Origin of the sequence: Vibrio sp. N418, from assembly GCF_000222565.1 — a bacterium.
GTDB lineage: Bacteria > Pseudomonadota > Gammaproteobacteria > Enterobacterales > Vibrionaceae > Vibrio > Vibrio scophthalmi.
In genome coordinates this window covers 181,399-204,371 of the sequence record NZ_AFWD01000035.1, presented here as the reverse complement: position 1 = coordinate 204,371, position 22,973 = coordinate 181,399, and the positions used below count along the sequence as shown (strand labels likewise).

Genomic DNA, 22,973 nt, shown 5'->3' with positions numbered 1-22,973 from the left:
CTAATTTATTTGAATGGTATTAAGCTGATGTTCAGCTCACTCACTTCGTTGATTAAATGGCGAATAACCCAAAGACATGGAGAAGATTCAAAATCACTCCAGTCAAAATCGCCGCTACCGCTGGTGCTGCAATTTTCAATACCGGTCGGCCCATCACTTCGTTAAGGAAGAACAACATCGCGAAGATGGTGAAACCTGTGGTTGAGCCCATTTTCATTACGGCCAGTACACCACCAATCAAGAGAGCGAATTCCATCAAGGTATTCATTGAGTTACGAATATTGTCGGATGCATTACGTATTGATGGGAATTGCTCTAAGAAGCGACCAATGCCACGCAACATGAACACTTCAAGACAGATCGTGATCGCGCCAAGTACTGCCGCGACAGGCATGTTTGGTGATAGGTAGCCGACCACAAACACAAACGTCATCCCGACAACACCATAAACACCGGTTGCCAATGCAGTGGTCGCAATCAGTGGAATAAAGCCAAGGCCGCGCATAAATTCAGATAAGGCCACTTGCTTCATTGCTGCGTCGTGCGCTGCCGGATCAGTGATCTTTAGTGCTTCTGCTAGAGAGTAAATAGAGACTTCAGAGCCGGCAAAAATACCACCGTTTGATACAGCCGCAATTAACGCGCCTGTCACTGCAAGGAAAGGCAGGTGTTTAACGATACGTTTGGTGCGCTCTTCAAAAATACTGTGCAGCCCAGACATATCAGGTGCTTGAATTCCGGCTTGGCGGTCAGCTAAGTCCTTACGAATCGCAAAGAAGACCAGCATCAACATACCAGCGAAGATCTGAATTGATTCTGGGTAGATGCCAGTAAATTTCATGATCATCAAGCGAGACATTAAGATAACCACGGCAGCAATCGCACCCGCTTTCCAACCGAATTGATAGAAAACAGCCAATAGCGGGAACAGTGCGAACGCAGACATCACTGGAGTACCAAGCTCGCCAAGTGCGCCTAATGCATCAATCGGCAGGCCGGTTAGCACGGCGTTAACCCCTGCTAGCGAGGTAACCACTAATACGCCCCATAGGCCGCCAGCCAAAGCGGCAAGAACGCGGCTGCCAATCATTACGCCGAGAATATCGGTTGGTAAAAAGAGTAACCACGGGTTTAAAAGACCAGTCGAAAGGGTAAAAGAGATACCGACTGAAGCCACAAAGCCAATCGATAAACCAAAGGCAACAGAACCGGCGTCACGGCGGGTCATATTACCTTCAAAAAGTTGGGGTAAAACTGGGCGAATACCATCGTGGAAAACGGCGGCACTCATGTTGGCGATTAACGCTGTCATTGCGCACAGTGCGGCAACAAGTCCAATATGCATAATGTCCATAACGACTCCTTAGTTTTGGGCTAACAATTTTGTTAGCATGGGGACTGCATGCTCGATATGTTCAATCGATAAACCAAAAGCGACACAGCCGTTATCCATAAACTGCTGTATTTCAGCTTCTTTTGCTTGAATGGACGGTTTGGCAATGGTGCCGCATTGGCCGTAACCAATAATGGCTATCGCCATGGCGAGCGCACCACCAGCACCAGTATTGCAACAACCAACGAAGTAATCCATCTCGCCAGATTTCACTTTCATCGCCGCATCCATATCGGTGAGAATGTGGCATTCAAAGGTATCGGGTGCGGTGGCTTCGATCTGTTCTCTTATCTGCTCTCGCTGTAAACCCGCAATTGCGATTTTTTTCATGTTCTATCCTTATTGTTTTTACGCTTAGCACTTGTTTCATCATTGCTGGCTGAAACCTGCGCTTTAACCAAATAAGCGTGTAGGGTTGTCGCGTAACAAAGTGCTTATTTGGTGATCAGTGATCCCGTGCTGTTTCAGTAGGGGAACAAATTCGTCAATGAGGTAGCTAAAACCTAAGCCACCATTAGCTTTCAAATGCGAGCGACGGGTAATGTCCATCGATAGCATGATTTGTTTCTCGTAGCCCCGCTGACATAACAGCGCGAGGGTTTGTGCTCGTTTGCTATCGGGGTAGTAGCTGTTTTTACCAATGGTATCGAACTGCACATAACAACCTTGATCGAGCATCCATAACAGTTGTTCTAAGTTGTCACGCAGATCGCAGTGACCGATGGTGACATGGCTCATGTCCACTCCACAGCTCTTGAGCAATTCAATTTGCTCTGAGCCCATAGTGCTCATTGATTGATGGGTGGATATCGGACGCCCAGTCGCTAAGTGTGCTAACGCAGCGGCGCGAAAGACTTTCTGTTCTGTTTCGCTAAAGTAATCTTCACTGCTTCCTATCTCGCCGATCACACTGGCTTTTAGGCTCGAACCTTCAATCCCTTGTTCAATTTCAGTAATCATCCCTTGAGCCACTTCATCGACACTCATTGTATAGAGCTCGTCAGGGAAGAAGCCCTCGATGTAAAATCCGGTTGAAAGCAATATATTGATCCCAGTATCTGAGATTAAATTTTCAATAAAATGAGGATTTCTGCCCATAAAAGAATTAGTCACTTCTACGATGTTTCGTACCCCACGTTTTTGTACTTGGCGCATTTCTTCACACAGCAGTTGGTATTGATCCAAACGGCAGTCATCGCTGAGCTTTTGTGGTGAAAGATCAATGTGCAAATGTTCGTGGCAATAGGTGAAACCCGTAGCATCAATCATGAGGGCAGCTCCGCTAAAGACAGTTGAAATAGTGAGAAAATGTTGGCAAGCATAAAGCTTTCTTCCGTAGCCGGCAGTTCGATAAGCCCCATCGCTTGCAATACGTTATGATGTATCGCCTGCACTCGTGGGTAATCGGCATCTGCGATGACTTCGTCCATTACTTCTTGCTCAAGACCTTCGGCAATCGGTTGTTGTTGCCACACTCGATCAGCGGCACGGGCAAGGTGAGTGATCGCCATTTGGTATTGCTCATTGTCATGCGATAGCTTTAGCTCGCTATCGATGACCGCCAGCACTTTGATGCAGCCGTCATGGGCGCGCTGACTAATCACTTCAGCTTGCGTGAGTAGCGCCAAGCGTTGTTGCATAATCAATCCTCTCATTTACCCACTATTTTTCGTCACTGGTGTCGACTAATAGCTAGGCGTTAGTTGCCCGTTAACTACGGCCTGTTGGTGCTGTAGTAGCGGGGTGAGTTGTAATAATTTGCGTAATAACAAGGTAATATGTTCGGCATTACCATTAACTAACATCACTGCTTCAGAGGCATCCATACAGGCAGGTAAGTGACTCAGTGACTGTTCTGCTAATCCGTACTTTTCCATTTCAATGGCTTCAGGTAACCACACTACTGCATCGATATCGCCATTGAGTAAGTGAGTTAAACTTTCGCCATAGTGAATTTCAACAATCTCAATACTCTTGTCGGCAAAGGCTTGGCTAGTAAGAATTTTTTGGTCCGGTGAATCAGGATCAACCCCGACCCTGAGGATCTGATCGTATTGGCCTTGGCGATAAATCAAACGGTGCTCATGAGAATAAGTGTGCGCACCTAAGTCAATCGCGGTCACTAAACCAGATGCGAGCTCTTTCGCTGCAAGTTTCGACATGATAGCGACATCATACGTACCATTTTTCAAACATTCAGCACGAACACTTGCACCGCGCATGTGAGCAAAATAGAGCGGTAAGCCACCGAGCTGCGCTTTTAAACCACTGGCTAAACCTTCATAGTGGCGGGTATAAGGCAGTGGCATAGCGCAAACGACATTATTAATGCCAGCACAACTGACGAGCTCACGATAATTGAGTTGGCTGATAAAGGTACCGTTACGTCCCTGTTTTGATAAGACGACAGCACCTCGCTGTTCAATGGTAGTCAGTGCTTTTTGAATGAATCCGACTGAGACAGAATAATCATCAGAGAGAGAGTCGATCGTGCGTAAACGGTCGCCTTCTGCCGTGGTCATTAAATATTGGGCGATGTTCATGATCGCCGCACCTTCTTTACTAATATATTGAACTGACATAATTTTTATCTTCATTATTTTGAAGATAAGTTAGCAGTTAGAATGCTTAATAAAAAGACAGTGTTGATTGAAATGTGAACTAGTTCGACAAAAAACGAACAATAAACACTCAAAGGTGAGAGGCTCGCGGCTGAGTGTTTACAGTTTAGCAGCGGAGAGATAACGGAGTAATAGCTACTTCTAGCCCAGCTTTTCTTGCAAAAATGCTTTCAGTGCCAGTAAAGCCGGGGTGAGTTGGCGCTTATCAGTTACGACCATGTTGAGTGGGATATGATCGCCTTGCCAATCTTCAAATAATGGGATGAGTTTACCACTATCAATATCAGGTTGCGTGTCGAGTCGTGTTTTATAGCCAATGCCTTTCCCCGCAATCATCCAGCGTCTTACGACGTCGCCATCGTTGGCAAAGCGATTACCTGTGGCGATCACTTCGCATTTTTCCCCTTGTTTACTAAAACGCCATTTGGTGTGGTATTTGACTAAGGTAATAAAGTTGATGCAGTTGTGATTCACCAGCTCTGATGGATGCGTTGGTTTACCATATTTAGCGATATAGTCAGGTGAGGCACAAGCGATGCGATCATTATTGGGGCTGATCGGTAGTGCCACCATGCTGGAGTCAGGAGGTGTGCCATAGCGAAAAGAGGCATCGAGTGGTCGGGTGTAAAGATCGACCACGGTGTCACACAGTTCTGTAGACAGGATCAGTTTTGGGTGCAAATCGAGAAACTCATCCAGCAGCGGTAACAGAACGTTGCGCCCTAAATCGGAAGGCATGGCTAGGCGCAAATGACCAGTGATTTGGTTGGGGTCGTGTTTGACTGACTCTACACCAGATTCGATCGCATCAACCGCTTGCTGGCATTTTTCCAACATCAGTTGCCCTTCAGATGTCAGGCGAATACTGCGTGTGGATCGGATAAACAGTACGCAGCTAAATTGGCTTTCTAAACGTTTAATCGTCGCGCTCACAGCGGCGGGCGTGAGATTCATGATATTGGCCGCTTGGGTGATACTGCCTTGTTTTGCGGTTTCGATAAAAACAGAAAAATCCTGCAGTACTTTCATAATACGCCTTTGCCAAATGGTCAGTGAATATAGATTAAGCGATGATGGTGCGGATGCGCTGATAAAGTGCGTCAGCGAATAATGGTAACTGATCCGCAGGCCAGTGAACCCCCTCGCTTGCACAAGCTTTCACAATACTACCAGCATTGAAGTAATAGCAACCTAGCTCTTCCGCTTTCGTGCGGTAATGGTCGTCAAACTGATGTGACTTTTCTTTTGCACCCGTAAAGCCGTGAGCGGCGAATCCGATCTCATCAATGGGTGTCGGGCAGACGAGCAATATTGCACGTGCTTTGGTAGGGTTGTGATTAGCAAAATATTGCGCGTATTTGACCAACTCCCCAGCACCAGAAGCGATATCGTGCGCAGTTAGGCCAAATTGGCTCTGCAAATCATTGGTGCCGAGCATGATCACCACCACGTCAGGTTGATGCTTCTCTAAGCATGGCAGAAAGTAGCCTAAACCTGAATGCGGGTTATGCAGTGATTCGTGAAAGCCGGTTGTTCTGCCCGGTAGCCCCTCATTAATCACGCGCCAATCGCCAGGTAACTGATTCTCGAGCAACGTTGTCCAACGCATATCATGTTCATAGCGCCCGCCTTGTAATGGCACGTAACCCCAAGTGTTCGAGTCACCAAAACATAAAATTGATTTCATTATCTATCCTTGCTCGCGTAGTTACTGGGCTGATTTATTTTATCAACTATACCGCTTTGATGGCTGCTTATGTGCTAATGACAACCCAAACACCATTGACGATGCAGATATTATTCAGCCGTGACATTCCTGTAAATAGTGAGTTTAGAAAGTCCCTGTGACACTAATTAAAATACAATGTGTTGTATACAAATTATTCACGCGTGCCAGAGTAAGATCGCCGTAACACAAATATTACGGAGATAATATTATGAATATCTTTGCTAGGTGGTTGGTAATAAGTACCTGTATTTTCGGTTCAGGTCGAGCTCTCGCGGTCGATTTGATTGGTCACGCGACGGCAGAACAGTTCCAAAATGTGGTCGCTCAAGTGAGTGGTATGGTGGAAAGCCCGCCTTTACAAATTGGTGAACAGGTTACACTGGGCCAATCGCTATTGCAGATTGATGATAGTGATTTTGCACTTGATGTCCGCAGTGCAAAAGCGCATCTGGTACTGGCGAAAGCTGAGTTAACCATTAAAAACAGTGCCTATACGCGCTACACCGCATTGTTAAAGAAAAATAGCCTATCGCAACATGAGTTAGACATCGCCCTCGCTGAATTGCAAACAGCGCGCGCAAATGTGCAGCTAGCCCAAATTGATTTGGAGAAAGCTCAAGATGCGCTGCAACACACGCGCATCAATGCTGATATTAGTGGCTACATTGTCAATCGCCAGATCGAGCAAGGTTCTTGGGTAGAAAAGGGTACCTTGATATACAGCGTCGCTAGCATTGATCAGTTAATCGTACGTTTTCTTGCGAGTGAATATGATTTGCATAATATCGCGATAGGTCAGGAAATCACGTTGCGGTGTGAAGCGCTTCCTGGCAGCAAAATTACCGCCAAGATAAAACGTATCGGTATTAATCTTGATGAAAACTTGATGGCTTATCCAGTTGAGGTCGAAATCGACAATCACAATGGTGCAATCAAGCCGGGTATGTCGCTGCATGCTACCGTGCAGACTAAGGAGTAATGTATGAAAAGTATCATTCAATACTTCGCTGCTCGAGGATTTCTCGCGCGAGTGATCACCATGATGGTGTTTGCGGTTGGCCTTGCCTCATTGAGTATCGTTAGGATGCAAGAATATCCAGAGATTGCTTTTCCTGAAGTTGAAATCATTACTCATTATCCTGGGGCATCCCCGCAAGATATAGAACTCAATATCACCAATAAAATTGAAAAAGAGTTGCGTGGTGTGCAAAACATCAGTGAGATGGTTTCTGAATCGACAGAAGGCAAATCTTTGATTTTATTGGAGTTGGTAGAAGGTTCTGACATTGCAGATGTTGTGAGAAAGATCCAACAGGCCGTTGATCGCGTGAGTGGTCTACCGAAAGATATTTCTGATCCCCCTTTGGTGATGCACGAAAGTACTTCATCTTTTGAAGTACTACGTTTTGGCGTGACGACAACAGGTTCTTACGCCGAATTGCAGCAATATGTTCGTCAGTTGGAAAAACGTATCCGTGCCATTCCTGGCATTGGCAGTGCGACGATGTCGGGTTTTCGCGAACGTGAATTTTGGGTTGAGGTCGATCCGAACAAAGCGAGGCGGTATAGCGTTTCCATCAATGACGTATTGCAGACGATCGCGAGTCGAAATTTGTCGTTATCTGGTGGTGTTGTCGAGTCGTGGAAGTCCGAACATCGATTAGTTACCTTAACTCAGGTGACCAGTGTTCAGCAGCTAGAAGAAACTGTATTACGGGTGTTGCCGGATGGTGGGTTGGTGCGTGTCGGAGATGTGGCAACCGTCAGTGATGGTTTTGAAAAGGCAACTGAGTTCGGCATGATTAATGATCAAGCGGCAATTCTATTCAATATCACTAAAACAGCGAATGCCGATGTGCGAACAGCCATCAACGCGGTATTAGAGACCTTAGATGCTGAACGTGAAAAACAGGCGGGAAAATTCGATTTTCATACCTCAATCAACCTTGCCCAAGACATGAGTGAAAAGTTCAATATTGTCGCCACCAACGGAGCGATAGGTTTAGTGTTGGTTCTGGTGGTTTTAGGACTGACTCTGCAGCGTCAAGTCGCTTTTTGGGTTGCGGTTTCGATTCCTTTTTGCATTTTTGGTGTGATTGCCTTAATTCCGGGGTTAGGCATGACATTGGATGCGATTACACTCGCTGCATTGCTGTTGGTAATTGGAATTATCGTCGATGATTCAGTGATTGTAGCCGAGAGTATTTACCGAGAGAAAGAGCTGGGCGCAGAGGCGCTTGATGCAGCGGTAGAAGGAGCGCTTAAAGTTTACAAACCCGTATTGGCCAGCTTAACGACGACGGTATTGGTTTTCATTCCAATGTTCTTTATTCCGGGCGAATTTGGCATGCAAATCGCGGTGATCCCGTTAACGGTCATTATGGCACTCACTTTCTCTTGGATTGAATGTACTATTACGCTTCCTGCTCACTTAGTCGAGTCGTTCAATAAACCAAAATATAATTCACGGACCCTGATTTCTTTTGACGGGTTAAGACGCCGTTATCAGCGATGGTTAATGAGCGCAGTAACGCATCGCTTTAAAGTCTTGGCTTGTTCGACGGCTATCATGATGATAGGCGCGGGATTAGTCTCAACTTTAACGCTCGATTTTTTCCCATCCCAAGCGGCTAAATACATTGAAATTTATACCGAGGTAAAGCCTGGCACGCCGATGGACAAAGTGCGTCAAGCGCATCAGCAAGTTGAAAAAGTGATTAGCGATCTGCCTGAAGCGGAATTGTTAAGTTATGAGATGACCTATTCCACTCCGGCAAGCACTGGTTTGATTAATCTAACCAATGCGGAAGATAGAACGCGCACTGCTGGGGATATTGCGGATGATTTGAATGTGCAATTGGCCAATATTTCGAGCGTTCCTTTTATTAAATTTACCGTTGATGCAGGTGGTCCGCCTCCTGGTGAACCGGTTGAAGTCAGAGTGATTGGTCAAAATAAGCAGAGTCGCGATGAAGCGGTGATGGTGGTATCGCAATGGCTAGAAAATTATCCTGGTCTGAGCCATGTGACTAATAACGAAGAGCTGAAAGATCAGCAAATTGAAATTGTGCCACAGTATCAATGGCTATCACGTTATGGATTAACCGTGGAAGATTTGGCAAAAACACTGCGTATCGCTTTTGATGGTGAGAAGATTTCAACCACCTGGATCGGTGATGAGGAAGTGGGTTTACGGGTTATTGTTGCAGAAGCATCACGTAATCTACAGCAACTACGTAATACCAAGATATATACCCCAGAGGGTAAACAAGTGCCATTAAGTCGCTTGGCAAAGGTGCAACATACGCAATCTGAGCGCATCATTTTACACTTCAATGGTGATCGTCAAGTCTTGGTGACGGCACAAGTAGATAAAAACGGTTTGAACCCGGATGATATAACAGATGAACTTTGGGAGTCAGTGCAAGGCTTGATTGCTTCTGATGTGATGCTAGATATTGGCGGCGAAGTCGAAGCTACCGAAGAAACCTTTGGTGGTATCGTTGTGGCATTTCCAGCCGCCTTGTTGGGTATTTATTTTGTTTTAGCTATCGTGTTTGGCTCCATGGTTCAGCCTTTATTAGTGATCTCTGTTATCCCATTTGCTTTGGTCGCCGCATTGAGTGCGCTTTTTTTCCACCTGCAGCCGTTATCGCTGTTTGCTTTAGTGGGCGCACTGGGTATGTGTGGCGTGGTGGTGAACAACGCTCTGGTGTTGATTGTACGAATCAATGAATTACGAGATCAAGGAACAGTGGTAATACAAGCGGTGATTGAAGCCTCGATATCGCGTTTAAGGCCTATCGTGCTGACGTCATTTACCACTGTTGTTGGTTTACTACCATTGGCTTATGGGGTTGGCGGCTCCGATGTATATATGGGACCGATGGCACTAACACTGGGTTATGGCTTACTACTTTCAATCCCTGTTGTGCTATTTGTGTGCCTTGTCTGTATGTTGTCACAGCTGGTAGTAAGCACAAGTATTGTCGATGATAGATACCAGTTGGCACTGATTGATTGTTAACGAACAACGAAGGCAAGGATGGTGATCTTTGCCTTTTTGTTGTAGCTAAAGTGGTGATCTACACAACATTGTTGCATCTTATCATTAATGTAGAATGCGCGAGGCGAACGAGATTATTAAGCTTTACTCTCAATCATAAGCTGTTTATATTATCGCCGCCTAATGGGCACACCCTAAAATGCACACCCGCTATCCTGCCATCATTGGTGCATTTATATTGGTGTTGAAGAACCTCCATGCATACGACTCCTCGTCCTTTTTCTCGTTTTACTCGTGAATCGGGTGCTTTGATGCATCTGTCGATTCCTATTATTTTGACTCAAATTGCCACTCAAGCGATGGGCTTTGTCGATACGACAATGGCCGGCCAAGTGAGCCCTGCGGATCTAGCGGCAATCGCACTCGGTGCCAGCCTTTGGATCCCGGTATTGCTGCTGTTACGTGGTGTGATTATGGCGCTCACGCCCGTTGTTGCTTACCACCGTGGCGCGCGTGACTTTGACAGCATCTCAGTGGAATTTTTTCAGATGGTTTGGCTGGCCTTGATCGCTAGTGCCTTACTTATCGCGTATCTGGTTAGCGCTCAGTCGATTCTAGAATGGATTGGTGTAGCTTCCGAAATCATCCCGATCGCCAGTGATTATGCTTTCGCTCTTGCTTTTGGTGTGCCGGGGATTGCGCTTTTCTATACCCTAAATGGTTTCTGTGAAGGGATGAACAATACCAAAGCCCCGATGATCATTTCGATGATTGGTTTATTGGTTAATATTCCAGTCAACTACGTGCTGATTTACGGCCATTTTGGCTTTCCTGAAATGGGTGCGGTAGGCTGTGGTTGGGCAACCAGTTTGGTTTATTGGCTAATGTCAGGTTTGCTCTATAGCTACATCAAAGCGCATCATCACTACAAAACCATCATTCGTTTTTCCGATGCAAAACCAAGAGCTGCAGCGATGTATCATCTGCTCAAACTTGGTCTACCGATTGGCATGAACATCGCCATCTGTGGCAGCATTTTTGCCGTTATCGCGCTGCTTATTGGTCGTATTGGTGCAGAAAACGTGGCGGCAGCGCAGATCGCGCTTAACATCTCTAGCATGACCTATGTGATCCCGATGAGTATCTCTTTTGGTATCACGATTCGTGTTGGTTATGCTCTGGGTGAAGGCGATGAACTGGGCGCGATTGATCGCAGTAAAATAGGCATCATTGTTTCAGCTTTAGTGTCACTTATTTCGGTGGCGACTTTCTTGCTGTTTCCGGAATGGATTATTCGCCTCTACACCAGTGACCCGGTTATCAGCGCTACGGCGGCAACGCTGCTTGCAATGACTGCGCTGTATCAATTTAGTGATGCGCTACAACTTGGCGCCAACGGCGCGCTGCGCGGTTATAAAGACACCAAGATCCCGATGTTTTTGGCCGTTGCTTCCTATTGGGGGTTGGCTCTGCCACTCGGCGTGGTGTTAGGGCTAACAGATACTATCGTGCCTGCAATGGGCGAGAAGGGCTTCTGGGTGGGTATTTTGACCGGTTTAACCGTAGCCGCTGTGCTGATGTTACTGCGTTTGCGTTACGTGATTAAAAGCCGTTCGTCATTACGAGAGAGTGCGCTTCAGGCAGGCTAAGTAAAGAAAGCATCAGAAAAACGCGTTACGGTGATTAAACAATAACGCGTTTTTTATAATGCAGACACGTTAGAACTGAAGAGTCACACATACTAATCATGGTTCATTGATTCGTCTATGTGCCGCCTTAGGGTTTGTTGTGACGTGAAATAAATATAAATACTCCTTTACATCTAGCGATTAAATAGCAATAATGGCCTCGCTCTGTTGTTCAGAGTTATTAAATGAAACATCAAGTAGTAAAAGTAAAACCCTCAGAATTGCCTCATAGTTATCCTCAGTGTTTCCCTTAGCTTCATAGATACATTAAATAATTCAAGCTTCTAGCGCATCGCAATATTCGCGATTAATTTATTATTTTTAAATAAGGGACACAACATGTCTAATAAAGTAACTGGCTCTGTAAAATGGTTTAACGAAACTAAAGGTTTCGGTTTTCTTACTCAAGATAACGGCGGTGCTGACGTATTCGTTCACTTCCGTGCTATCGCTTCTGAAGGTTTCAAAACTCTAGCTGAAGGCCAAAAAGTGTCTTTCGAAGTAGAGCAAGGCCAAAAAGGCCTTCAAGCTGCAAACGTTGTAGCTGCATAAGTTTTAAAGTAGGTGCAGGTGGCTTTGCCACTTGCATCTATCCTTCTATTTTCCCCATTTTCACTTCATTACCTTTCTAAAATAGGTATTTCTTAATTTAGAACTGTCGTTGTTTTATTTCTAGTCACATTATTCAAAGTTTATCTGCTTTAATAAATTAAGAACACATTGTTTTAATTACTTATATTAAATAAGCTAACTAAAGCATGCAATTAATGTGATGGTTTTTCGTATTGAAATCTAATTATTCATAAAGTGTGTCATGCATTATTATTGAAACTAACAACAATATATTCCCCCTCATATTTTAAGCTCTCCTCCTGCACAAAAACTTCCTCCTTAAACAGCATCTTAGCCAACGTTGGCGTAATATAGTAGTTTATAAGCACCTTAGCATTGGATTGCTACCATTAAGATGTACTCATTGAGGCTCGCCTAAGCTAACTCCTTGCTTAAACCGCGAAGACCCCTCTAATTGTTCCACTTGCAATCGTACACAATACCAAGCCTCTTTCTTTCTATTAGGAGCTAAACTAATCGTGATGGCCGTTTTCAATATCTATTCTTAGAGTCGGGTTATTTCAGTATTAAGATGGTTTGATTTTATTAGACTGCTTAGCTTGGTCGCTTTGTTTCGACAATCAAAAGGAAAGACCAAGCGCTTTTAATGCCTGCTCACATTGGCTTGAGTTTTCAAACTGAATGCCTGCCATGCCAAGCGCTTCAGCACCGGCGACATTGTAGGGCATATCATCAATAAACACGGTTTTAGAGGCTTCAAGCGCAAACTGCGCCAGCAATGCTTGATAGATTTCAGGCTGTGGTTTTAACAGAGCGACTTCAGCCGAGACGATTGCGCCGTCAAATAACGGCCAAAATGTGTAAGTTGATTTCAGATGGGAGACAATTTCATGGACGTTATCGGTGAGTGCATACACGCGATAGCCGGCGGACTTTATTCGCTTGATAAGATCCACTGAGCCATAGATAAGTATCTGAGTTTGCTTTACGTAGTAGAACAGACGTTCGCATTCAAGTTCGGATAACCCTAGCGATTGCTGATATTGGCTTTTAGCTTCACTTTCGGAAATGAGCCCTTTATTGAGTTCTAACCATGTTTCAGATTGGAAAATAGCTCTTGCTTGCTCTTCAAGGCCATCAATATCGCCAAAAGTCAGCTGAGCAATTTCTAGCGGCGCCCATCGGACAACCACATTACCAATGTCGAAAACCACGTTGTGAATCTTGTGAGACGCCATTATTACTCCCTTGTTTGTGCCTTTCGGTATGTTGCATGGATCTGAGTTAAGAGGTTACATCATCTGGCGTTTTGAAATGCCGTTCAACGTCTTTATTTTACAAACTCAACAGCTAAGCACAGTTCTATTTCGCGCCCTGCGACCAGAGCACCGGTGAGTTCAAAACCGCAGCTTTGATAAAATGCGATCGGGCTATTTTCCCCCGTGACCACGCTGGTAAATAGCTCAGAAATACCAAACTCACCTTGCAACGCGTTAGTGAGAGCACTTATCGCAAGACGCCCATAGCCTTTGCCTTGTTGTGATTGGTCGAGCATCAGTCGCCATAAAGAGAATTTACCTGTGGCGGTATCGGCATCAACGAGGATAAATCCAACCGGTTGATTATTTGCGTAGATCGCTCTAAACCAAGCAAACGGCATAAAGTTCGCTTCGGCTAATGAGATAGCATTGCTATCAACTTGATTAACCTGCTCAGGAGAAACTTCAAGCTGACAGATTGAATAGAAGTTATCGTGTGTGATTGGTCTTAGTTCTATGCTCATTGTGCTAGTTCCGTTTGAAAAAAAACGCTTATAAAACAAATCGTCATTCGTATTAATACGGGGACTATTATTCCGTAATATGATGGTGGTCAACAATAAAGACATTGCTGCGTGAGTGGAATTGATTAAAATACTTTAATATCAATCATTTAATTTGATTTATGTCATGTTTTTCGAGCAGAAAGGGATACTTTTTTACTCAGTTTTTAAATCAGATGTAACGTCAATTTCGACGCAAACAAGCATAACAGGTTGTTAATCACCTTGAAGATATTAGTAAAAAAAGCACAGAGTTATTCTTTGCTACGCGGCTTACATTGGTCTTTCATTACCGCGCTCAGTGTTGGCATGCTATCGGGCTGTTCTACGCCTATTGACGAACAGCAAACACTCGATAAGAAATTAGAAGCATACAACGCTATCTCCTCTCCGACAGCTGAGCAAGAGTTAGCGATGAAAACACTACTGGCTGAGTCGCCACATCGCAGTGGGTGGGCGACGGTGAACCTTGCCTACCTGTACGATCAGCCCTCAGCCAGTCAACAGGAAAAAGCGCAAATCTTAGCGCTTTATGATCAGGCATTTGAGCAAGGCTATTATTCTAATGAAACAGTGGCTTATGTTGCCAGTCAGCATCTAAAGGGACGCTTACCTAATGCCGATCAAGTCAAAGGTTACAACTACCTGCGCTTTGCGGCTAATTTGAATAATGAATGGGCGCAGTTCAAGGTCGTTGACCTTTTGGTGCAGGGTAATGCCGAGATCAACTTGCCCAGTGTACCAAAAAGTGCCACTTATTATATTCCTCGCGATAATGTGGACTTTCAAGCATGGCACTGTTTAGCGACCTACAGTTATAGACTTACTAAAAAGTGTGTCGTTGATATCATGTTGCCAAACGCTAATCAACAAACGCCTCATGCATTATTAGGCCTGGCGTTAGCGTATGAGAAGGGTTGGCATGTAGAGCAAAGCGAAATTAAGGCAGCAGACTATTATCGCCAAGCGGTCGAACTAGGGATGGCAAAAAGTGAGCTATTTTTTGCTGATCTACTATTAGCATCTAAAGATCCGCAACAGCAGCAAAAAGGTGTGGCATTACTTGAAGAAAGAGTTTTATCGAACTTTGAGTTAGCGCCAGCTGCTCGTGTGCGCTTAGCGGCTTATTATTTTTCTCATCAGCGCTACAAAGAGGCGCTAAAACACGCGTTAAATCAGACGCAAAGGGATGATAAAAGTGCAGAGATGGAATATCAATTGTACCAACACTACGCCAAAGGGTTAGCGACCGCTGTTGATAAAGAAAAAGCGGATAAATATCTGCGGCTCGCGATGCTAGGCAAACTACCACAAGCAATGTTTGATTTCTTCTCTCAAGCGAACACGGCACCCGATGAGCAAGCGTATTTTATCGGTATGGCTGCGATGAAGAATAATCTTGATGCTATTTTATGGATGGTTGAACAAGCGCTCAAAGAGGGCAACCAAGAGAAATACCAGATATGGTTGAAAGAAGCGGCGATAGCAGGGCATACCTCCTCACAATTGCAATTGGCCATGATATATGAAAAGCAATTTTCAGATTTGGCTTATGCCGCTAAATGGTATCAAAAAGCTGCGAAATCTGGAGATAAGTCCGCGAAGAAGTGGTTATCTCAGCATTCAAATAATTCGTTTACTTTGCCACCAGGAAAATTGCTTATCGATGGTTCATTTATCTTACCTAACGGTTACTCGCTAATACCTCAAGACAACAATGATTATCTGCAAGCTAACATTGAGCAAGTGTGGCCATCACACTGTGGCTGGGTCGTGCAACGAGCTACTGGAGAAGCGACGGTTGTGATCAACCAAAATCGTTACTACTGTGATCCAAGCGATCAAGAGCTTGATCTATTACAGCAAGAAGGCGTTGTAAAGGTAGTTAGCAATGGCGGTTCAACCGCGGCGATACTAAAAAATGGTCAGTTGATATCGTGGGGGACTAACCAGATGGGGGGTTACCTAATTGAAGAAACGCAATGGATCGAGGATCAAGAAAAACCGTGGTCGGAGTATTTAGCCTTGTATCATGCGATGGAGCAAGATGTGGTTGATGTAAAAGCGCTACAAAGCGGTTTTGTGGCGTTGACTAAGTCTGGTGATGTTTGGCAATGGGGCTTAGGAGGCAAAGCGTATAAGATTGAGGGTAAATACCGCCAACTGCTGGGTGGTTATAGAGGCCGTGACGTTTGTGGTATCACTCGTGACGGATCATTAAATTGTTGGATTGAGCCTAATCCTGAAATCATTATTACGGTTGTTAAAGGAGTCAAATCCGCCTTATCAACACCTTTCCAAAATGGCGGAGATGGCTTTGGCTTGATCGTTCTGCGTGATGGTGAATTCGATGGGGTTCTTTCAAGCTGGTATGTTTATCAAGGCGGCTTCTTTGAGGATCACGAATTGCAAAGCAACCAAGAAATTATGCCTTTTGATTGGCGCGATTTGTGTCTAGATAAAGGCGACCACATACTCGCGACACGTGAGGATGGTGCGGTGATGCGTATTTATTATCCTGGCGTCTCGTTCATGAGTAATTTCATGCTGCAATCGTCATCTAATTCAGTTTCTTACTGCCAATAATAAAGCCAGTGGGCGAATATTAAATTAAATCGAGAAAATATTAAAACTCATACCGTCGAATAGTAAGAATTAATGCTGTAAAAGAGCAATAACTCCAGTTGTGAAGAACGAAAAGGATAAAGAAATGCGCAGAGGCATTGTAGTACTGAGTATGTTGGGATCTTTGCTGTCGGGCTGTAGCTCCACGGGAGCCACTATTGAGGGTGTTCCTTACGACGATTTAGTGGAAAGGGATAATGTGGTTTATCACAATGAAGCGCCTTATAGCGGAATGTTTTTCGACAAAAATCGTTATGGAGAATTGAGAGCAAAAGGTTACCTTGAGAACGGATTACTTCAAGGAGAGCTATTTCACTATGGTAACGATGGAAAGATTATGAAGCGTTTCCATTATAAAGAAGGAAAAGAAGATGGTATTAGCACGACCTATTATGATGATGGATCAATAGAAACGTTGAGCTATTTTAAGTCGGGTGAGGGCCAAGGAAGTTGGCTGCGTTATTACCCAAGTGGTGCTATCGAACGTATCTCTTATTTAAAAAATGACCGCCCTGAGGGGGAGTGGACCTATTTTAATGAAGACGGTAGCGTCAAAGAAAGAAGAACCTATAAAAACGGTCAATGGGTAGATTAGTACAGAAATTGCATGTTTAAATCATGCATCACTAAGTTATTCATTTAATTTATTCAATAAGTTACCCACTCTGATATTGTCATCCCCGTGAAGACGGGGATCTTTTCTTTTTCTAGACTAGCGACAAAAATACCAGCCTCAGGAAGATGACCCACTCGCTTTAACCTTACAGTAAGTTTTTCCCAATCCCATCAATAATCTTCAAAATCTGAATCTGCAATTCGCGGCTGTAGGGCGAAATACCAACGATTTGCTCTTCTAAGTCTAAATTAGTGCTAGCCAAAATGATGCGAAAGCGTTGTCACCAATCAACCCGAATAAAATTAGTCATTCAGCTACGCCAACGGAAGATTAAGAAATCCTTAAATTTTAAATCAATGTGGTCAAGATCACAGCAGAGGATTGGTCGGCAGAGCTGAGATTGGTAGGATATTGAGTATGACATGTATCTTTAGGGACAAATATGAAGAAAGGAATCGTTGTTGGTCTGACGTTGGGTATTGGCGTTGTGATGATGGTGGCGAGTAAATATCAGGTATTGGGGTTGGGCAATGCGGCTGCTTTTCCGAAATTACCCGATACCCCTGGCTTTGCCGTGTCGACTGAGTTCGATGGTGAATGGGCTGGAAGACGAATCGATGTCTCTAAAAACTGGATCTGTGATAACACAACCATAACCGGAACGGTGGTCGATGGGTTTGCTCATCTAACGTTAACGTACAATGGCACGCCACTGAAAGGGTGGATTGATGAGCAAGGTTTGTTAACGCTGTATGCGAGCAATGAACGCTGGGATTATCGCTTCAAAGCCACCGCTTCGGGTAATCAAATACAAGGTGACTGGTTTCTTACCAATGGTCCATGCAAAGGCTCTTGGTATGTTGAGCGAAGCTGATTTGTGCTACACGCCTAATCTTCTAACCTTCTAACCTTCTAATCTTCCAACAACGCTCTACCAATCACATCGATGGTCTTCAAAATCTGAATCTGCGATTCGCGGCTGTAAGGTGAGATACCGTCAACTTGCTCTTCCAAATCTAAGTTGGTATTGGCGATCGCCGCCAGTGTTGAGCCAACATGGCTTATCGCCAAAACCTTCAAACCTTTGCGCTTAGCGTTGTGCGCCATATCGACCACCGCTTGCGTCTCGCCAGATTTACTGACTAACACCAAGGTGCCTTTTTCTGCTCGTGCGAGCTGGTGAATATCGCTGATCACTAAGTGTGGAATATTGGCGAGTGATAAAAAGCGCGATAGATAAGTCACGCTAACAATCGATGCGCCACGTGAGTAGAGATAAACCACCGGTGATGCGTTGAGTACCTGTGCCACTTGTGAAATACGTTGCAAGTGCGAGGCTTCTTCTTCGCCTACGACTGTCTGTTTTCTCAGATCTTGCACCAACTTGTAGCGCAGTTCGGTATAGCTGGCGTAGCCCATTTTCTTACACACGCGATTGACCGACGTCGTAGTGGTTAAGGCTTTATTGGCAATGGTTTTGGCTGCGATTTCGTGTAGCTCACTGGCATGAGTGATGAGGTATTCGTAGATCGCTCGTTCAATGCCTTTAAAGGTGTTCATCCAAGGTACTTATTTAGAAAATGGCTAGGGCGCTATTAGGCGCGAAAATGGCGCGATTTTCCTTGATGAGGTTCACAAAAGTATCGTCATACATGGCTTGTACGAGGAAACAGTATCTTGATACATAACCGGAAAATATACTGCGCGAGTCAAATAAATATAACGGTGAAAAACCATGGCAAAGAAAAAGATAGTTGCAGTGACCGCTTGCCCTACAGGCATTGCACACACCTTTATGGCGGCGAAGAAAATTCAAAGCTGGGCCGAGAAACACGGCTATGAAGTGAAAGTAGAAACCCAAGGCAGTGATGGGGTTAAAAATAAATTAACCGCGCATGATATTGCGACAGCGGATGGTGTGGTTTTAGCCATCGATGTGCCAATCATGGATATGGAACGTTTCGACAATGCCAATCCAATGAAAGTACGCACTCAAGAGCTGATCAAACGTGTCGATGAGCTGTTACCGAATGTGTTCAATTTAGGCAAAGAGAAGAGCGAAGGCGGCCCGCAAGTGGTCGAAGAAAAACGCTCTGCTTACCAAGTGGCGATTGGCCATATCATGACCGGTATCAGCTACATGCTGCCAGTGGTGGTATTGGGTGGTCTATTGATGGCGGTGGCGAAAATCACTGGCGAATTCATCGATATCTCTGGTACGCCAATTCAAACTCTCGATAAGCTTGGTTTCATGACCATCAAGTTTATGTACCCAATTTTCGCGGCGTACCTAGCTTATTCCATTGCCGGTAAACCGGCGCTAATCCCGGCCTTTATTGGTGGCATCATGAGTGATGAAGTGTACAAACGCTTCTTCGATCTTGAAGGCTGGGCACCATCGGGCTTCTTTGGTGCGATTGCGATCGGTTTCTTAGTCGGTTACCTAGTCCGTTATCTTAACGATACCATCAAGGTGAAAACCGAGCTGACCACGCTGAAAACCATGTTGCTTGTTCCGGCAATTACCGGTGTGGTGATGGTGCTGACAATGGAATACGCCATCAACCCATTCTTTGGCGCGTTAAACATTGCCATGATCGATCTATTCACTCAAGCGGGTGATGCTGGTCGCGGTATCTACTCAATGGTTATCGCAGCCGGTACGGCATTTGACTTGGGTGGCCCAATCAACAAAGCCGCGGGTTCGGTCGCGCTTGGCCTAAACGGCATGGGCGAAGGCTTTGACTTGCTGGCTCGTGAGTTGGGTATTGTTATTCCACCAATCGGTGTGGGTATTGCGGCGCTGCTTGATGGCAAATTCCGTAAACCAGTGTTCTCGAACGAAGAGCGCACCGTAGGTAAAACATCGCTCATGCTGGGTATGATTGGTATTTCAGAAGGGGCAATTCCATTCATTCTGAAGAACCCGAAAATGATCCCGATTATGATGCTGGGTGCCATCCTTGGTACTCAAGTGGGCGTACTACTCAACGTATGGCAAAGCCTACCATTGCCAGCGGTTTGGGGTTGGTTCCTCTCTTCTGATCCTATTAGCTACATTATCTCTGTCGCTATCGGTTCTGGCTTTATTGCAGTGGCACTGCTGCTGTGTACTAAGCCTGACAACGCAAACGCATAACACGTCACTTGGGGCGAGCTACTCGCCCCAAAATCATCGAAATAAGTCACAGACCAAATAGTCATCGTAATAAAGAGAGTTTCCCATGGCGAAAGTACATGTCATTCCGCACACTCACTGGGATCGTGAGTGGTATTTTACCCAGCAAGACAGTGACGTGCTTGCCACTTATAACTTCACTAAAGTGATCGAAACGCTAGAGAACCAAGCGAGCTACAGTTGCTACCACCTTGATGGCCAATCGGCGATTGTGGAAGACTACTTAAAAGTACTACCGCACATGCGTGAGCGTCTTGGCAAGCTGATCAGCGATAAGAAGTTGTTTGTTGGCCCTTGGTACACGCAGACGGACACTTACAACGTTGGCGCTGAATCAATCATCCGTAACTTAAAATACGGCATGCACATCGCTGAAGAACTAGGCCACAGCATGAGGGTGGGTTACCTGCCAGATACCTTTGGCCACAATGCACAAATGCCGACGCTGTTTAAAGGCATGGGGATTGATAACATCATTTTCTGGCGTGGTATCGACTACGATCAGCAAGTGCAAAAATCGCATTTCCATTGGCAGTCTGCTGGTGATGACACCATTTACGCTTACAACCTTGTGCATGGCTATGGTGCGGCGAAAAACATCGTGCCGGATGCGGATCATTTGGATAAGAAAATCTTCCCAATGATTGAGAAGATAAAATCACTATCGGGCCTAGATGAAGTATTGATCCCATCGGGCGGCGACCAAGTGAACATCGACCCGAACTTGCCAGCAACGCTTGCAACGGCAACAGAGCGATCGCCTGCGAAGGATATTTATACCATCTCGTCGATGGAGAATTTCGTTAACTATCTGCGCCATAACAGCGAAGAATTTGAAACCTACCGTGGTGAATTTAAAGCGCCGCGTTATACCCGTATTCACAAAACCATCGGTTCGGTGCGCTACGACATCAAAAAACTCAATTTTGAAATTGAACAGTTCTTGGTGAAAAAGCTTGAAGTGGTGATTGCGATTGCGAAAGCGCAGGGTATCACCGTCCATACTGAATTGGTGGATATGGCATGGAAGAAGATTTTAGAGTGCCATGCTCACGATAGTATTGGTGGCTGCAACAGTGATGCGACCAATGCCGATATTATGCACCGTTTAAAACAGGCAGAAGAGATCTGTCATGGCTTGTACAACTTGGTGGTGAAAGAGATCGCCAGTAATGCGTGCCAAGATAACGAAGCGATGATCTTCAACTCACGCCCAATCCCATACTCTGGTGTGGTGCAAGTGGTGGCTTTTTCTAAATATGAGCAGATTACGCTATGCGATGGTGAGCAATCACTAACATGTGAAATCATCTGCCGTGAACGTTTAGATGGCGGCAAGATGATTGAAGTGACCAAAGATGGTGAGCGTGAAGTGGATGTGCCGCCGTATTACCGCTTTGAGCTCAATGTTATCGTCAGTGACATACCAGCACTTGGCTATCAGGTGTTTCAGGTGCAAGTGAGTGACACTGTCACTGAAATGCAGCGTGTTGAGAAAAATCCAACAGCGAAAGAAGCTCAAATTGAAAGCCAGTCACTTGCCGTGCGTTTTGTTAATGGTCACTTGAGCCTTGAAGATAAAGCGACGGGTCGCGTTATCAATCAACTGTTGAGCTTTGAAGAACAGGCCGATGACGGTGACTCTTACGATTTCTCGCCGTTAGCTGGTGACATGCCGCTGGTGTGCCGCGAGATGACATGTCTATCCGTGCTACAAGGTGAGCTAGAACAGCGCATGACATTGCGCGCAGAATTGGCAGTACCGCATGATCTCGAGTCGCGAATTGCGGGAGAGAAAGCTGCGCTGGCGAGCTTTGATATTGAGCTAAAACTTATCCATGGCGATCAGCAATTGCATGTTGATGTCACGACGGTTAACCAAGTGTGCGATCACCGCGTGCGTGTAGTGATTAACTCTGATGTGATTACCCAACAGTCATTAAGTACTCAGCCATTTGCATTGATGACACGTCCAATTGCCCCTGCTGTAGAAGGGTGGCGTGAGCGCTTCCGTGAATGTCCAATTGATATTGAAACCACCGATGGTGCGGTGGCCATTGCTGAAGCTGGCAAGGCGATGATTATCAATGGACGTGGCATCAAAGAGTTCCAAATTTTGCCCGCGACTGATACAGCAGCAGGTGATAAGTCGAACGCGATTGCTCTGACGCTGTTTAAAGCGACGGGTCGCTTGGGTAAAGATGATCTACTTTGGCGTCCGGGCCGTGCTTCGGGCATCAACAATACGGTGGTTTACACCCCAGATGCCCAGTTGCAAAAATCGATGACGTTTAGCTTTTCTATTGCGCTGACGGCTGATGCGAGTCACCAAACCGTGCGCAGGACAGAACAAGCGTTTCTTGATGCGCCATTTAGTTATCAAAAACAAGCACTCAACAGCTTTGAAAATCGCTTAGAGCGTTTCCAAGTGCGTTTTGATTCACGCCAAGTTGCCAAGCGTTTTGGCTTATTTGAACTGCATCAAGCGCTTCAACTATCCAGTATCGGTCACTCGTTCTATCACGATAATACGGTGATAGTGCGCCTTTACAACCCAACAGAGCAGGCAGTGCAATTGGACATCACACCATTTGCTCATTTTGCTGAGGTAGAGCGAGTTAACCACCGTGAACAAACTGTTGAGCAAGAGTGGCAAGTGAAGCCCAACAACAGCATTGATGTTCGCGTGAGTTTTAAAATTTGAGTCGCAGGTTAGGAATAA

General features: G+C 45.2%; 19 protein-coding genes. 9 read left to right on the top strand and 10 right to left on the bottom strand.

The features are described 5' to 3' along the window. Nucleotides 1-52 precede the first annotated feature (52 nt). The 7 genes from RH86_RS06355 to RH86_RS06325 form a co-directional block, all read right to left on the bottom strand. Nucleotides 53-1,354: a YhfT family protein gene (locus RH86_RS06355; RefSeq protein ID WP_009385607.1), complete on the bottom strand. Its 1,302-nt coding sequence runs from the start codon at nt 1,352-1,354 to the stop codon at nt 53-55. A 9-nt stretch (nt 1,355-1,363) separates the two neighbouring features. Then, on the bottom strand, nt 1,364-1,723 hold the full coding sequence (locus tag RH86_RS06350; RefSeq protein ID WP_009385606.1) for a DUF2620 domain-containing protein: 360 nt from the start codon (nt 1,721-1,723) through the stop codon (nt 1,364-1,366). 63 nt (nt 1,724-1,786) lie between these two features. Next, nucleotides 1,787-2,662: a hydrolase gene (locus RH86_RS06345; protein ID WP_009385605.1), complete on the bottom strand. Its 876-nt coding sequence runs from the start codon at nt 2,660-2,662 to the stop codon at nt 1,787-1,789. Next, nucleotides 2,659-3,033, bottom strand: coding sequence for a hypothetical protein (locus tag RH86_RS06340; RefSeq protein ID WP_009385604.1), 375 nt, complete (start codon nt 3,031-3,033; stop codon nt 2,659-2,661). Before RH86_RS06340 ends, RH86_RS06345 begins: the two co-directional genes overlap by 4 nt. A 45-nt stretch (nt 3,034-3,078) precedes the next feature. Then, entirely contained in the window at nt 3,079-3,975 is an 897-nt protein-coding gene (gene yhfZ / locus RH86_RS06335) for a GntR family transcriptional regulator YhfZ (protein ID WP_009385603.1), read from the bottom strand. Nucleotides 3,976-4,155: 180 nt separating this feature from the next. Then, nucleotides 4,156-5,043, bottom strand: a complete 888-nt coding sequence (locus RH86_RS06330; RefSeq protein ID WP_009385602.1) for a LysR family transcriptional regulator — start codon at nt 5,041-5,043, stop codon at nt 4,156-4,158. Nucleotides 5,044-5,077: 34 nt separating this feature from the next. Beyond that, on the bottom strand, nt 5,078-5,701 hold the full coding sequence (locus RH86_RS06325; RefSeq protein ID WP_009385601.1) for an SGNH/GDSL hydrolase family protein: 624 nt from the start codon (nt 5,699-5,701) through the stop codon (nt 5,078-5,080). A 250-nt stretch (nt 5,702-5,951) separates the two neighbouring features. On the opposite strand from RH86_RS06325, the gene RH86_RS06320 reads away from it, so the two are divergent. From RH86_RS06320 to RH86_RS06305, 4 genes are all read left to right on the top strand, one after another. Continuing rightward, nucleotides 5,952-6,722 (top strand): efflux RND transporter periplasmic adaptor subunit, encoded by a 771-nt coding sequence (locus RH86_RS06320; protein WP_009385600.1) that lies wholly within the window; start codon nt 5,952-5,954, stop codon nt 6,720-6,722. Nucleotides 6,723-6,725: 3 nt separating this feature from the next. Then, nucleotides 6,726-9,770 carry an efflux RND transporter permease subunit gene (locus RH86_RS06315; RefSeq protein ID WP_009385599.1) on the top strand — a complete coding sequence of 1,015 codons (3,045 nt, stop codon included), beginning with the start codon at nt 6,726-6,728 and terminating at the stop codon, nt 9,768-9,770. A gap of 236 nt (nt 9,771-10,006) precedes the next feature. Then, the gene (locus tag RH86_RS06310; protein WP_009385598.1) at nt 10,007-11,398 is read left to right on the top strand and encodes an MATE family efflux transporter; all 1,392 of its coding nucleotides are present in this window, start codon (nt 10,007-10,009) and stop codon (nt 11,396-11,398) included. 378 nt (nt 11,399-11,776) lie between these two features. Next, the gene (locus RH86_RS06305) at nt 11,777-11,989 is read left to right on the top strand and encodes a cold-shock protein (protein ID WP_009385597.1); all 213 of its coding nucleotides are present in this window, start codon (nt 11,777-11,779) and stop codon (nt 11,987-11,989) included. 641 nt (nt 11,990-12,630) lie between these two features. Here the strand turns inward: RH86_RS06305 and RH86_RS06300 are convergent. Together RH86_RS06300 and RH86_RS06295 are read right to left on the bottom strand one after the other, a co-directional pair. Beyond that, nucleotides 12,631-13,248 (bottom strand): HAD family hydrolase, encoded by a 618-nt coding sequence (locus RH86_RS06300; RefSeq protein ID WP_009385596.1) that lies wholly within the window; start codon nt 13,246-13,248, stop codon nt 12,631-12,633. Between the two features lie 92 nt (nt 13,249-13,340). Beyond that, entirely contained in the window at nt 13,341-13,793 is a 453-nt protein-coding gene (locus tag RH86_RS06295; RefSeq protein WP_009385595.1) for a GNAT family N-acetyltransferase, read from the bottom strand. A gap of 264 nt (nt 13,794-14,057) precedes the next feature. Here RH86_RS06295 and RH86_RS06290 point away from each other — a divergent pair, with 264 nt between their 5' ends. The 3 genes from RH86_RS06290 (at nt 14,058) to RH86_RS06280 (ending at nt 17,947) form a co-directional block, all read left to right on the top strand. Continuing rightward, entirely contained in the window at nt 14,058-16,418 is a 2,361-nt protein-coding gene (locus RH86_RS06290) for a tetratricopeptide repeat protein (RefSeq protein WP_139047633.1), read from the top strand. A gap of 124 nt (nt 16,419-16,542) precedes the next feature. Next, nucleotides 16,543-17,052, top strand: a complete 510-nt coding sequence (locus RH86_RS06285; protein WP_009385593.1) for a toxin-antitoxin system YwqK family antitoxin — start codon at nt 16,543-16,545, stop codon at nt 17,050-17,052. 463 nt (nt 17,053-17,515) lie between these two features. Continuing rightward, nucleotides 17,516-17,947 (top strand): hypothetical protein, encoded by a 432-nt coding sequence (locus tag RH86_RS06280; protein WP_009385592.1) that lies wholly within the window; start codon nt 17,516-17,518, stop codon nt 17,945-17,947. Between the two features lie 38 nt (nt 17,948-17,985). On the opposite strand, the gene RH86_RS06275 is transcribed toward RH86_RS06280, so the two are convergent. After that, the gene (locus tag RH86_RS06275) at nt 17,986-18,633 is read right to left on the bottom strand and encodes a MurR/RpiR family transcriptional regulator (protein WP_009385591.1); all 648 of its coding nucleotides are present in this window, start codon (nt 18,631-18,633) and stop codon (nt 17,986-17,988) included. Nucleotides 18,634-18,808: 175 nt separating this feature from the next. Here RH86_RS06275 and RH86_RS06270 point away from each other — a divergent pair, with 175 nt between their 5' ends. Next, nucleotides 18,809-20,212: a PTS fructose transporter subunit IIC gene (locus RH86_RS06270; RefSeq protein ID WP_005597765.1), complete on the top strand. Its 1,404-nt coding sequence runs from the start codon at nt 18,809-18,811 to the stop codon at nt 20,210-20,212. A gap of 85 nt (nt 20,213-20,297) precedes the next feature. Further along, complete coding sequence (locus RH86_RS06265) at nt 20,298-22,955, top strand: glycoside hydrolase family 38 C-terminal domain-containing protein (protein ID WP_009385590.1); 2,658 nt, start codon at nt 20,298-20,300, stop codon at nt 22,953-22,955. The last annotated feature ends 18 nt before the right edge of the window (nt 22,956-22,973 follow it).

Coding starts and splice junctions, on each gene's coding strand:
- RH86_RS06355 (WP_009385607.1), bottom strand. CDS start 1,354: ATGGACATTATGCATATTGGACTTGTTGCCGCACTGTGCGCAATGACA.
- RH86_RS06350 (WP_009385606.1), bottom strand. CDS start 1,723: ATGAAAAAAATCGCAATTGCGGGTTTACAGCGAGAGCAGATAAGAGAA.
- RH86_RS06345 (WP_009385605.1), bottom strand. CDS start 2,662: ATGATTGATGCTACGGGTTTCACCTATTGCCACGAACATTTGCACATT.
- RH86_RS06340 (WP_009385604.1), bottom strand. CDS start 3,033: ATGCAACAACGCTTGGCGCTACTCACGCAAGCTGAAGTGATTAGTCAG.
- yhfZ (WP_009385603.1), bottom strand. CDS start 3,975: ATGTCAGTTCAATATATTAGTAAAGAAGGTGCGGCGATCATGAACATC.
- RH86_RS06330 (WP_009385602.1), bottom strand. CDS start 5,043: ATGAAAGTACTGCAGGATTTTTCTGTTTTTATCGAAACCGCAAAACAA.
- RH86_RS06325 (WP_009385601.1), bottom strand. CDS start 5,701: ATGAAATCAATTTTATGTTTTGGTGACTCGAACACTTGGGGTTACGTG.
- RH86_RS06320 (WP_009385600.1), top strand. CDS start 5,952: ATGAATATCTTTGCTAGGTGGTTGGTAATAAGTACCTGTATTTTCGGT.
- RH86_RS06315 (WP_009385599.1), top strand. CDS start 6,726: ATGAAAAGTATCATTCAATACTTCGCTGCTCGAGGATTTCTCGCGCGA.
- RH86_RS06310 (WP_009385598.1), top strand. CDS start 10,007: ATGCATACGACTCCTCGTCCTTTTTCTCGTTTTACTCGTGAATCGGGT.
- RH86_RS06305 (WP_009385597.1), top strand. CDS start 11,777: ATGTCTAATAAAGTAACTGGCTCTGTAAAATGGTTTAACGAAACTAAA.
- RH86_RS06300 (WP_009385596.1), bottom strand. CDS start 13,248: ATGGCGTCTCACAAGATTCACAACGTGGTTTTCGACATTGGTAATGTG.
- RH86_RS06295 (WP_009385595.1), bottom strand. CDS start 13,793: ATGAGCATAGAACTAAGACCAATCACACACGATAACTTCTATTCAATC.
- RH86_RS06285 (WP_009385593.1), top strand. CDS start 16,543: ATGCGCAGAGGCATTGTAGTACTGAGTATGTTGGGATCTTTGCTGTCG.
- RH86_RS06280 (WP_009385592.1), top strand. CDS start 17,516: ATGAAGAAAGGAATCGTTGTTGGTCTGACGTTGGGTATTGGCGTTGTG.
- RH86_RS06275 (WP_009385591.1), bottom strand. CDS start 18,633: ATGAACACCTTTAAAGGCATTGAACGAGCGATCTACGAATACCTCATC.
- RH86_RS06270 (WP_005597765.1), top strand. CDS start 18,809: ATGGCAAAGAAAAAGATAGTTGCAGTGACCGCTTGCCCTACAGGCATT.
- RH86_RS06265 (WP_009385590.1), top strand. CDS start 20,298: ATGGCGAAAGTACATGTCATTCCGCACACTCACTGGGATCGTGAGTGG.